The sequence below is a fragment of the Ulvibacterium sp. genome (genome assembly GCF_965228935.1).
GTDB lineage: Bacteria > Bacteroidota > Bacteroidia > Flavobacteriales > Flavobacteriaceae > Ulvibacterium.
In genome coordinates, this window is the sequence record NZ_OZ245846.1 from 776,259 (window position 1) to 788,652 (window position 12,394).

Here is a 12,394-nt window from a genome sequence, read left to right on the forward strand (position 1 = left end):
AATGAGCGAAAAGCGGCGTATTATTGATCTTACACGTGCCATTGAGCATCAACAACCTGGTGTGAAAATCCGCACTGCCAAATCGTTAAAAAAAGATGGTTGGAACGCCAATACCTTGGAGCTGTATTCCCACAGCGGAACACATATGGATGCCCCATGGCATTTTGAAGTGGACGCATTGACCATTGACGAAATACCTTTGGACCGACTTATGGGACGGGCCTTGGTTTTGGACATATCCCATGTTGGGGAACATCATCTTATCCGGCTGGATGATTTCGGTAGTCAACTTGAAAATGTAAAAAAGGGAGACAATATCCTTTTAAAAAGTGGATGGAGCCAATGGTTCGGAACACCCAAATACCGGGATGGCCTACCCCGGATAAGCAAGGAACTGGCACTGTGGTTTAGCGAAAGGCAAATCAACATTCTGGGCGTGGAACCTCCTTCCGTGGCAGATGTAAACAATTTGGAAGAAGTAACGGAAATACACCAGATTTTGATGGAAAACAATATCATTATTATTGAAGGTCTGGTGAATTTGAATGAATTGGAGAAAACCGAAGTCACCCTAATGGCATTCCCGCTTAAAATTAAGAATGGGGATGGCAGCCCTGCAAGGGTCATTGCCATTGAGGATCAATAATCAAGAGAAAATGACCTCTGTATCCGAAAAAATCATATCCCTTCTAAACCGTCCAAAAAAAAGTTTCAAGACGGAAATCGGACAATGGTTGGCGAAGCATGATCCCATTATTGCGGTGCTCGATGACGACCCGACAGGATGCCAAACAATACATGACATTCCGGTATTCACCGAATGGTCGGACCAAAGTATCGATTCAATATTCAGGGAGGGTCTTCGCACCTTTTATATGCTCACCAACTCCAGAAGTATGCAGCCCGAAACGGCCAATGAAGTTGGATATACTATTGGTCGACGGCTACGGGAAGCTTCGAAAAAGTATGGCCGGAAATTGATCGTCATCAGTAGAAGTGATTCCACACTTCGCGGTCACTACCCCAATGAGGTGAATGCCCTGGCCAACGGATTGGGAAAGCCGGATGCAACACACATTCTGATTCCAGCTTTTTTCGAGGGGGGACGTTATACCTTGAACGACATCCATTATCTGGACAACAATGGTGAATGGATGCCTGCTGCGGAATCACCTTTCGCAAAGGATAGTAGCTTTGGCTTTACCTCGTCCAATTTAAGGGACTGGATCGTGGAAAAATCGGATGGCGAGGTCAAACTCGAGAATATTGGATCGTTCCCTTTGAAAAACTTGGAAGCGGAAGGTCCAGACTACGTAAGCTCAGTTCTGAAGGAGGACACGTTTTCCCATTACGTGGCAAACGCAGTTTCCTATGAGGATTTGGAAGCGGTTGCCCTAGGCTGCTTAAAATCGGATAGGGATATCCTGTTCCGAACCGCCGCCTCTTTTATCAATGCTATAGCGAATATTCCATTGGCCCCCTTGTTAAGAGGTAGTGATTTGATTTCCTCCGGTACAGGTGGACTGGTCATAGTGGGTTCCTATGTTCCCAAGACCACGGAGCAATTGACTGTTTTAATGGAGGAAACGGGATATGAATTCCATCAAATCGACGTGGAAAAGATATTTGATTCCAATGGGAGATCATCGGTTATTCAAGATGCTGCCACAGCGGTGGACAAAGCCTTACAAGCAGACCGAACTATGGTGCTTTATACCTCCAGAGTGGTAGTGAAAGGCACCAATAAATCCGAAAGCTTGGACATTGTCAATTCGGTTTCGGAAACCCTGGTAGAGCTCGTGCAAAATATTAGCGTACGGCCAAAATTTATTCTCTCCAAGGGAGGTATTACTTCCAGTGATATCGCAACAAAGGCCTTGAACGTAAAAAGGGCTAAAATTAAAGGGCAAATTTTGGAAGGTGTGCCCGTATGGGAATTGGGGACCGAAAGCAGGTTTCCCCATATGCCTTATATCGTTTTTCCGGGCAATGTAGGGGATAGGCATGCATTGTGTAAGGTCTTGAACAAAATGCAACCACAATAAACATGGATAAGGGTAAAAGCTATTTTCCAGGTAGGGTCTTTATGGTACTGGGCACTTTTTTGTTGTCCCTTTTATTGTATATCGATCGGGTATGCATTTCGGTGGCCAAGGAACCCATAGCCGGCGAATTGCTATTGACCGACAAGCAGATGGGCTGGGTACTTTCCGTATTTGCCTTGGGCTACGCCCTGTTTCAAACCCCGAGTGGTATGCTCGCGGATAGGTTTGGCCCTCGTAAAATCTTGGCTTCCATTGTAACCATTTGGTCGTTTTTTACTGCATTGACCGGTATGGTATGGAATTTTGTCTCCTTGCTGGTGGTACGCTTGCTTTTCGGGGCCGGGGAGGCCGGGGCCTTTCCGGGAATGTCGCGGGCCATTTATACGTGGATTCCCATGACCGAGAGGGGGCTGGTTACGGGAATAAATTTCTCCGGATCACGTTTGGGAGCAGCCTTTGCCCTTCCCTTTGTTGCCTGGCTTATCGATTCGTACGGGTGGCGAACTTCCTTTGTGGTATTGGGAATCATAGGCCTTCTCTGGGCCTTGTTGTGGTACTTCCTTTTTAGGGACAATCCAGAGGACCATCCTTATTTGAGTAAAAGGGAAAAGGAAAAAATAGTCAATACGCGCCAACAGGATTCCAAAGATGAATCCATATCCCAATTGACTTTTGGAAGGATAATAGAATCCAAGAATATGTGGTTGGCTATGGGACAATACTTCTGTAGCAACTTTACGTTTTTCTTTGCGCTGACATGGCTTTTCCCCCATATTAAATCCACCTATGGATTGGACAATCTTGAAGCCGGATTTTATGCCGCGGCGCCCCTAGTCTTTGGAGCCCTTGGAAATTGGTTCTCCGGTGGGTTGAGCGATGCCATCTATAAAAAGGGTAAATGGCGAAGTTCGCGCGTTCTATCGGCATCCATGGGTTTTGCCCTAGCCGCGTTGGGGCTCCTGGCCAGTGTACATATGGAAACCGCCTTGGGGGCCATTCTATTTTTGAGCTTGGCCATTTTTGGGGCCGATATGACCATACCACCATCCTGGTCCTTTTGTGTGGACATCGGACGCCGAAATTCCGGGGCCGTATCGGGAACCATGAACATGGCGGGTAATATTGGAGCATTTATAACCGCCCTCCTTTTTCCGTATTTACAAGACTGGACCGGTTCCGTGGAAACTTTCTTTTATGTCGGTGCCATTTTTAATATAATCGCTATCTTCCTATGGCTCAGGGTACGACCGGAAAAACCGATCGAAGCATATTGATATGGAAAAATTGAAAGGAGTAGGTATCGGTGCCGGTTATTTTAGTCAGTTTCATTATGATGCTTGGCAGCGTTCGAAAACGGCCTATATCGCTGCTCTTTGTGATGTATCCCCTGGAAATGCACAGAAAACAGCTTCGGCCCATGGTATAGAAAAAACATATGCCAGCGTCCGTGAAATGCTCGAGGAGGAACGTCCCGATTTCGTGGACATCATCACCCCTCCGGAAACCCATTTGGAACTGTGTTCTTTGGTGGCGAATTATGGAATTCCGGTAATCTGTCAAAAACCCTTTGGTGGAAATCTAGATACTGCCAAGGAAATCGTCCATCTTTTTAACGAAAAGAACCTCCGTCTCATAGTCCATGAAAATTTTCGCTTTCAGCCCTGGTTCCGCGAAATCAAATCCCACATAGATAAGGGTCTACTCGGTAATAGGCTACATACTTTAAACTTTAGGCTACGCACAGGGGACGGCTGGCAGGACGATGCCTATATGAACAGGCAGCCTTATTTCCGGACCATGGAAAAACTGTTCGTCTATGAAACCGGCGTCCATTATATCGATACCTTCCGCTACCTGGCAGGGGAGGTGAAAAAAGTATATGCCAAATTGGGCCGATTGAATAAAAACATAAAGGGGGAGGACTTGGCTTGGGTACATTTTGAGTTTAGCAACGGAGCCTTGGGGCTGATGGACGCAAACCGATACAATGAAAACACTGCCGAGAATCCGAGGTACACCTTCGGTGAAATGTTGGTGGAAGGAAATCGGGGGAGTATTTGGCTAAACACCGACGGTTCCCTTGTCCATAAACCCCTAGGGCAACCCGAAGCCGTAGTGAACTATAAAAGAGGGAAAAAAGGGTTTGCCGGAGACTGTGTTTATGCCGCACAGGAGCATTACACGGACTGTTTGTTGCATAACAAAACAGCGGAATCGGAAGGATCTCTGTATATAAGAAATCTGGAAATTCAAAAAGCCATTTACACTTCAAACGCCGAAGGAATCCCTGTTTTACTTTAATCGGAAAATGTGAAAAAAGGGTATCTCCCATCCATCTCAACTACAAATTGATTTCCAAATACCGGAAACAAGCTCCATCCCAGGACTGTCTTTTCAATTCATTCCATATCGAAGTTCCAGAAACTAGGGGTAATTGATTATTCCCTAGAAGGGTATCCCGCTAAATTTCAGTAAATTGAGGCATGGTTCCCAGTGACTTTAAAATTGTTACGAGGTTTGCGAAAAATTTGTTTTTTTGGATAGTTCTTATGGGGTTCGTCGGTTGCGGCCCTCAAATGCCGGAAACCGTAAAACTGGCCTACGAAGAACTTCCGGAGAAAATTGATTTTAACTTTCATGTACGACCAATCTTATCAGATCGCTGTTTTGCCTGCCACGGTCCCGATGAAAATGCAAGAAAGGCCAATCTTAGATTGGATACCGAAGAGGGGTTGTTTTCAATGCTGAAAGGCAAGGAAAAGTTTCCAATCGTGCCAGGCAAACCTGGAGATAGCGAGGTCGTTGAACGTGTCCTTCATGATGACCCGGAAATGATTATGCCTACTCCCGAAAGCAATCTAACCCTGACCGATACCGAAAAAGCTACCTTGCTAAAATGGGTGGAACAAGGCGCCGAATGGAAAACCCACTGGGCCTTCAATGCCCCCGTAAAGGCCCCTCTTCCCAAAGTAAACAAACCCTCTTGGACAAGGAACGAAATAGATTATTTTGTGCTGGACAAGTTGGAATCCGTAGGATTGTCACCCTCCGAAGAGGCCGATAAAGAAACGCTTATTAGACGGCTTTCTTTTGATCTGAATGGACTACCGCCCACCCCGGAAGAAGTCCGTGCGTTTAAGAACGATACGTCCCCCAATGCCTATGAAAAATTGGTCGATCGGCTTTTGGCTTCTCCCCGATATGGTGAACGATGGGCCTGGGAATGGTTGGATGTGGCCCGTTATGCCGACACCAATGGGTTCCAAGGTGATGCCACACGTGATATGTGGCCATGGCGGGATTGGGTAATCCAGGCCTTTAACAACAATATGCCCTATGATGAATTCACTATTAAACAACTGGCTGGAGATCTTTTACCCAACGCTACCCGGAACGATATTTTGGCTACGGGTTTTAATCGCAACCATACCTATAATACCGAAGGTGGGAGTATTCCCGAAGAAACTCGCGTAACAAATGTCTTTGACCGGGTGGAGACCACAGGAACAACTTGGTTGGGGCTTACCATGAACTGTGCACGTTGCCATGACCACAAGTACGATCAAATTACTCAAAAGGAATATTACCAAATGTTCGATTACTTCAATCAGACCTCCGAAGAAGGTGGAGGTTGGGGAGGAAAACAAAAACCCTTGCTCGGTCTAAGTCCTGAAGAAGAGTTTAGGAAAAATCAAAAACTTCAGAAATATGTAGATGAATTGGTCGCCCAGGTAGAGATCTTTGAAAATGAAAACTACCCAAGGGAACCTGGAGTACCTATGTCCGAGGCTGAGGCCATTAAAAAACTGAAGGGTCTTGATACCCGTATCCTAATAAATCCCCCAGATAAAAGGGGAACGGGGAGTTACAAGCAATTGGCCAACTACTTTAGGAACGTACACCCTAAATATGGCCAATTATTGGATCAGGTATATAGGGCCATGCAGACTTATGACAAGGCTACCGCCCATACCACTCAGGTAATGGTAATGGACGAGGCGGAAGAACCCCGAATCACCTATGTTCTTGACCGGGGCGGCTATGATAAACCCAGGATGGACGAACCGATAATCCGGGATGTCCCGGCCATATTGCCCCCAATACCCGGGAACACCGAAAATAACCGTTTGGCATTGGCGCAATGGATCGTATCCAAGGAGCAACCGTTGACGGCAAGGGTGACCATAAATCGGTATTGGCAAGCCTTTTTCGGAAAGGGTATCGTAAAGACCATAGACGATTTTGGCGTTCAGAGTACGTTGCCCAGTCACCCGGAGCTGTTGGATTGGTTGGCCGTGGATTTTCAGGAAAACGGTTGGGATTTAAAGGCTTTGTTCAAGAAAATTGTGATGAGTGCCACCTATAGACAAGCTTCCAAATTCAGTAGTGAATTGCTGGAAATAGATCCCGAAAATCGCTATCTGGCCAGGGCCACAAGGATGCGATTGCCGTCCTGGATGCTTCGGGATCAAGTGCTTTATGTAAGCGGACTTTTGGTGGATAGTATAGGTGGAAAACCCGTTAAACCCTATCAGCCAAAAGGGGTTTGGGAAGAAGCTACTTTTGGCTTCATCAACTACGAACAAGACCATGGGGATGATCTGTATCGAAAAAGTCTGTACACTTTCTGGAGGCGCATCGTTGGGCCGACCTTTATCTTCGACAATTCACCGAGACAGGTCTGTACGGTAAAAAAACAGGATACCAACACCCCTTTGCACGCCCTTACCACCTTGAATGATATCACCTATATGGAAGCTTCACGGGTTATGGCGGAAAAAGTACTGACCGCAAAGACCAAGGATGACGAACGTATCCGTTTTCTTTTTGAATGGGCCACGGCAAGGGCTCCAAATGCGAAGGAAATGGGAGTTTTGAAAAACCGATTGATAGAACTTCGCTCGGATTATCAATCCCTTCCCGAAGAAGCCCGAAAACTGATTGCAATTGGGGAATATCCCATAGACACAAACTTAGCGGTAACGGATTATGCAGCCTACACCGCATTAAGTTCCCTTGTATTCAATTTGGATGAAACGATAACAAGACAGTAATGGATAAAGCGATGAGACATCCTTTTGAGGAATATCAAGCGGGTATGACCCGACGGAATTTTTTTGGGAAAATGGCACAGGGTATCGGGGTAGCCGCCTTGGGAAGCATGTTAAATCCCTTATCGGTCTTGGCTTCAAACTCAGGCCAGGGAAGATTAACCGGGAACGGATCGGGACTTCCCCATTTTGCCCCAAAGGCCAAAAGGGTCATCTATCTTTTCCAAAATGGCGCACCTTCCCACATCGACCTTTTTGATTACAAGCCTATTCTCAAAAAATGGCACGGCACCCAAATACCGGATTCACTGACCGCGGGAAAGCGTTTTTCCACCATGACCGGTGAGCAGACCGAACGCCCCGTAATCGCGGAAATTGCCAATTTTGCGCAACATGGCCAAAGTGGTGCGTGGGTTTCCGATTTCATGCCCGAAACGGCGAAAATTGCCGATGAGCTTTGTTTCATTAAATCCATGTACACCGAGTCGGTGAACCATGCCCCGGCCATTACTTTTTTCCTCACCGGTTCCGAACAGCCCGGAAGGCCAAGTATGGGATCTTGGCTGACCTATGGCCTAGGCAGTACGGCCAAAGACCTCCCGGATTTCGTAGCCATGACATCGCGCGATAAGGAGGCCAGTTGTGGTCAGATTTTCTATGATTACTATTGGGGCAGTGGATTTTTGCCCAGTAAGTTTCAAGGAGTAAAATTCCGGGGCGGAGGAGACCCAGTGCTTTACTTAAAAAATCCGGAAGGGATGAGTCGCGAAATGCGCCGAAAGATTCTGGATGATATGCAGATCCTTAACCAGCATAACTACGATGAATTTGGCGATCCGGAGATACAGACCCGTATTGCGCAATACGAGATGGCCTACAAAATGCAAATGAGTGTACCGGAGCTTACCGATTTTTCCGATGAGCCACAACACATTTTGGATATGTACGGCCCCGATGTACACCGTAAGGGCAGTTTTGCCTATAATTGCCTTATGGCACGGCGCCTTGCCGAGAGGGATGTGCGTTTTATTCAATGCATGCACGCCGGATGGGACCAACACCGAAACCTCAACTACCAATTAAAAATTCAATGCCAGGATACAGACCGGCCCAGTGCCGCACTCATCAAAGACCTAAAGCAACGGGGTATGTTGGAGGATACTTTGGTCATCTGGGGCGGTGAATTTGGCCGGACTCCCTTTTTACAGGGCAATATCGCCGACTATCGGAATTGGGGCCGGGATCATCATCCCTATGTATTTACCATTTGGATGGCCGGGGCCGGTGTAAAACCGGGTATTTCCTATGGTGCTTCGGACGACTTCGGTTTTAATCCAGTGGAAGGGAATGTACATGTACACGACTTTCAGGCCACGGTAATGCATCTGATGGGTATAGACCATGAACAATTTACATTCAAACACCAAGGAAGACGTTACCGGCTCACCGATGTTCACGGTCATGTGGTAAAAGATGTCCTATCCTAACAACTATGAACAAACTTTTGGGAAGGCATCGTTTCGAAACTGATGCTAAGCTTTAGAATCACTGAGAATCATAAAATCAGGACTAGGAACCGATGACCACGGCGCTATGGCAAGACCTTGACCATGATATCCTTATAATACACTATACTCTCCGGATCATGTCCTTGTAACGCAAAGGTTCCGCCATTTAGGATACGGTGCTTGTCCCCTTCCCCCCTGTTCGGGTTTTCCGGTTCCGTATAATCCACTACTACGATATCATTTATTTTGACTATTATCCGTTTGCCTTCTACCTTGACGTATTCCGTATACCAGACATCGTCCTTTACATATTTTTCCTTAACATCCACAATGGCGTATAAGCTGCCCGTTCTTCTCCAGTCCTTCTGGGTATTATTGACCTGGACTTCATAACCGTGTGCCGGCCATCCATCTTCCTGAAACCGGGTATGGATATAGATTCCGGAATTTGCGCTAGGTTTGGTCATCACTGATGCCTTAAATTCAAAATTTTTAAAGTGATGGCCTTCCACATCGCCCGCATAGAACAAATGGGCCCTGGGACCGGCCACTTTTATGGCACCGTCTTCCACGGAAAAGGTAGAAGCATTTTTACCCACTTTCCATCCATCAAAATTTTTCCCATTGAACAAGGAGACCCAGCCTTTACTATTGTTTTTCGCTTTCTGGCCCTGGGTGCCCGTAAAAACTCCTACGCAGATCAGTACCGACAAGGCGTATTTTAAAATATATCTCATTTGCTTGTTATTTTGAACTTTCAACTTGTTTTACAAAATATAAAAAATAAATCCGGAATGCTTCAAAGTATCCCATACAAATGGTTTTATAGGAGCATATAACGAACAGCCTCAAGTCGGTCGATTTCACCACTTCCATTTGAATCTATCTTGCCATTTTCTTTAAATCCTCATAGAGACTTCGTTGACTCTTCAATACATCGGCATATTCGGGATCTGGGGCTAGATTATTCTCTTCCAAGGGGTCATTGGATAAATCGTATAACTCTTCGTAATCGTGTTCCGTATATTTAATATACTTAAGCTCGGTACTTATTACCCCTTCCGATACAGGTATTTTGGGGCTTCCAAAAAAAGAATGTTCGTAGAAAAAAGAAGAACGGGTACTCTCGTTGTTCTTTACTACACCAATAAGATCCAGTCCTTGCATCGATTCCGGTCGATCAATTCCGGCAAATCCCAAAATTGTAGGGGCAATATCTATGTTTAGGGCTATTTGGTCCTTTCTCCCTTTTGGGCCTCCTTCCCTGGGATCGTATATGATGAGGGGAACACGCACCGATTCCTCATAGGGGTACCATTTTCCGGCAAGACCGTGCTCTCCCAGGAACATTCCGTTATCCCCCATAAAAACAATAACCGTATTTTTGTCCAATCCTTTTTCTTTCAACTGTTTCCTAAGGGCACCCACTACATCGTCTACTCCGGTCAGGAGTCTATAATAATTTTTGACGCTTCGTTGGTACTTCTCCGGAGTATCGAACCGAAGTTTCCAACGCTCGCGCCCAATGTTTTCATCCGTACGGAAAAAGTCGGGAAAGGATTCCCAATATTTCGGATCGGCCGTTTTTGGTTCAGGTATTGTTACTTCCTTATAGTAATCCGCATATCTTGGGTTGGGTATAAACTGCCGTTCATCCCCATCTTGCACATGGGGCGCTTTAAAACTGACCGAAAGACAAAAGGGTCGATCATCTACTTCATTAATAAAAGTTTCAATGTTATTGGCGACCAGATCCGTATAATGGATATAGTTTCCGTTTTCATCGGTGTTTTCATAATGGGGCTGACTCTTTTCGGTACAGGCCCAAAAATCGAATAAGGCCTTTGGATGCACTTTGGCCTCCCCAACACCATATTTACCTATAAAGCCAATTTTATAGCCGTTGTTTTTTAATCTTATGGGATAGGTATCTTCCAAAGCATCTGCGGAAAGACCCGTTTTAAAATCGTGGATCCCGTGCCTCGATTCATACTGGCCGGTAAGCATGCTGGCACGGCTAATGGCACATATGGAAGTGGTTACATAAGCATTTTTGAAAAGAAGCCCATTGTTGGCCAGTTCATCCAAATGGGGTGTCTTTAGAATGGTATTCCCCATAGCGCCCAAGGCGTCCCAGCGTTGGTCGTCCGTAAGCAAATAGATAATATTGGGTTTATCCGGTCTTGCTTTTTTAGGCTTCTCGGAACAACCTTGGATTGCCAGCGACAAGATGATAATCTGCGCATATACTCTGAAAGATGAAAACATGGGGGTACTGAATTGAGTCTTGTGTTCCGTAAGATAAGGACAATTTATCTGTGGACAAAAAAGTATCCGAGGAAGCACACATAGTTTAGCGTCTGCGCGGTAAATAAAAATCGATTTGGGGTCTATGAATTAATCATAATACTTCTACTTCTTTTATAAAAATGGCCTTATATTACCAATAAAGCTTAGTCTAAATCTTGGATGATCATTAAGCCCCAAAATCTAAAATGCCATAATGAGCAGGGACAAACTCCAAAATCGGATTCCATCTATCCGGATTACTTTCTGGATTATTTTCATCCTGTCATCGGGAATATACCTTTATTTTAAGATACCTTCATCAATAAAATCCAATTACTACGATATAGAACCACTAGCTTCCCATTCCAGTGGGGAAAACTACGTGGGTTCGGAGGTATGTAAGGAATGTCATGCGGATTTATATACCTCCCATTTGGAAACTGCCCATTACCATAGTTCATCCTTGGCCAATCCCGGTTCTGTAAAAGGGAGCTTTGAGAAAGATAAAAACCTATACCGATTAAACGATAGTATTCGATTCAATATGCTTTTGGAAGATTCAGAAATGTATCAAGAGGCCTGGAATACAAATTCCCAAGAAAAAATCTCCAAGTCCAAAATTGATATGGCTATCGGTTCGGGAACCAAGGGACAATCCTATCTATCCTGGGAAAACGATAAGCTATATCAGCTACAAATATCCTATTTCACCCCAACCGATAGTTGGACCAATAGTCCCGGTATCCCAATGGAACTGATGGAACAACGCCGTCCAGCAAATGCCAAATGTTTGGAATGCCATACCACCTATGCAAAAAGCACGGCTCTCTACGGTATGGGCAATTCCTATGACAAATCCCAAATTGTTTATGGTATTGATTGTGAACGTTGCCACGGACCAGCAGAAAAACATGTAACTTTTCACAAAAAAAATCCCAATTTGGGTGAAGCCGGGCATATTGCAAAACATGATACGCTATCCCGACAACAACGTTTAGATGCCTGCGCACTGTGCCATTCAGGAGTTAGAATGGATATACAACCTGCCTTTCTCTTTTTGACCGGGGATAAGCTAACTGAGTACTCACTTCCGGATTCGAAAGCAAAAGATTTGAATGAGGTGGATGTACATGGCAACCAGTATGACCTTTTAAGGGCCAGTACATGCTTTAAGCGGACAGCGGGCATGGACTGCGCTAGCTGTCATAATCCCCATAAGAATGAAAGAGGGGATTCCGTATCCTTTAACGCAAAATGTATGGAGTGTCACTCCAAGAACTCGGTTTTATGCAATGTTGACCCCTCGCTTTCCCTTCAGAAGAATACAAATTGTATTGCTTGCCACATGCCGCTTATTCCCTCCAAATCAATGTTTATGCAAATAGGCCTGGATAGTCTTAAGGTTCCAGTAAATGTGCGTACACATTTAATCGATATCTATGCTCAATCCGGGGCTGAAAAGGTAGACGTAAAAATGTAAAGAACTACTCGCTTATCCCGT

Annotated in this window: 9 protein-coding genes; 7 read left to right on the top strand and 2 right to left on the bottom strand. The window is 45.3% G+C overall.

Going from position 1 to position 12,394, the window contains the following annotated elements; all coding sequences use genetic code 11:
- Nucleotide 1 precedes the first annotated feature (1 nt).
- The 6 genes from ACO06Y_RS03445 (at nt 2) to ACO06Y_RS03470 (ending at nt 8,583) form a co-directional block, all read left to right on the top strand.
- Nucleotides 2-646, top strand: a complete 645-nt coding sequence (locus ACO06Y_RS03445) for a cyclase family protein (protein ID WP_422082432.1) — start codon at nt 2-4, stop codon at nt 644-646.
- Nucleotides 606-2,045 (top strand): four-carbon acid sugar kinase family protein, encoded by a 1,440-nt coding sequence (locus ACO06Y_RS03450; RefSeq protein WP_422082433.1) that lies wholly within the window; start codon nt 606-608, stop codon nt 2,043-2,045. Before ACO06Y_RS03445 ends, ACO06Y_RS03450 begins: the two co-directional genes overlap by 41 nt.
- Nucleotides 2,046-2,047: 2 nt before the next feature.
- The gene (locus tag ACO06Y_RS03455) at nt 2,048-3,319 is read left to right on the top strand and encodes an MFS transporter (RefSeq protein ID WP_422082434.1); all 1,272 of its coding nucleotides are present in this window, start codon (nt 2,048-2,050) and stop codon (nt 3,317-3,319) included.
- Nucleotide 3,320: 1 nt separating this feature from the next.
- Nucleotides 3,321-4,346, top strand: a complete 1,026-nt coding sequence (locus tag ACO06Y_RS03460) for a Gfo/Idh/MocA family protein (protein ID WP_422082435.1) — start codon at nt 3,321-3,323, stop codon at nt 4,344-4,346.
- A 227-nt stretch (nt 4,347-4,573) separates the two neighbouring features.
- Entirely contained in the window at nt 4,574-7,099 is a 2,526-nt protein-coding gene (locus ACO06Y_RS03465; RefSeq protein WP_422082436.1) for a PSD1 and planctomycete cytochrome C domain-containing protein, read from the top strand.
- Nucleotides 7,099-8,583 carry a DUF1501 domain-containing protein gene (locus ACO06Y_RS03470; protein WP_422082437.1) on the top strand — a complete coding sequence of 495 codons (1,485 nt, stop codon included), beginning with the start codon at nt 7,099-7,101 and terminating at the stop codon, nt 8,581-8,583. The genes ACO06Y_RS03465 and ACO06Y_RS03470 overlap by 1 nt, the downstream gene beginning before the upstream one ends.
- 104 nt (nt 8,584-8,687) lie before the next feature.
- On the opposite strand, the gene ACO06Y_RS03475 is transcribed toward ACO06Y_RS03470, so the two are convergent.
- Together ACO06Y_RS03475 and ACO06Y_RS03480 are read right to left on the bottom strand one after the other, a co-directional pair.
- Nucleotides 8,688-9,341: a 3-keto-disaccharide hydrolase gene (locus tag ACO06Y_RS03475; RefSeq protein ID WP_422082438.1), complete on the bottom strand. Its 654-nt coding sequence runs from the start codon at nt 9,339-9,341 to the stop codon at nt 8,688-8,690.
- A gap of 145 nt (nt 9,342-9,486) precedes the next feature.
- Complete coding sequence (locus ACO06Y_RS03480) at nt 9,487-10,872, bottom strand: sulfatase (RefSeq protein WP_422082439.1); 1,386 nt, start codon at nt 10,870-10,872, stop codon at nt 9,487-9,489.
- 235 nt (nt 10,873-11,107) lie between these two features.
- Between ACO06Y_RS03480 and ACO06Y_RS03485 the strand changes: the two genes are divergently transcribed.
- The gene (locus ACO06Y_RS03485) at nt 11,108-12,373 is read left to right on the top strand and encodes a multiheme c-type cytochrome (protein WP_422082440.1); all 1,266 of its coding nucleotides are present in this window, start codon (nt 11,108-11,110) and stop codon (nt 12,371-12,373) included.
- Nucleotides 12,374-12,394: the final 21 nt, after the last annotated feature.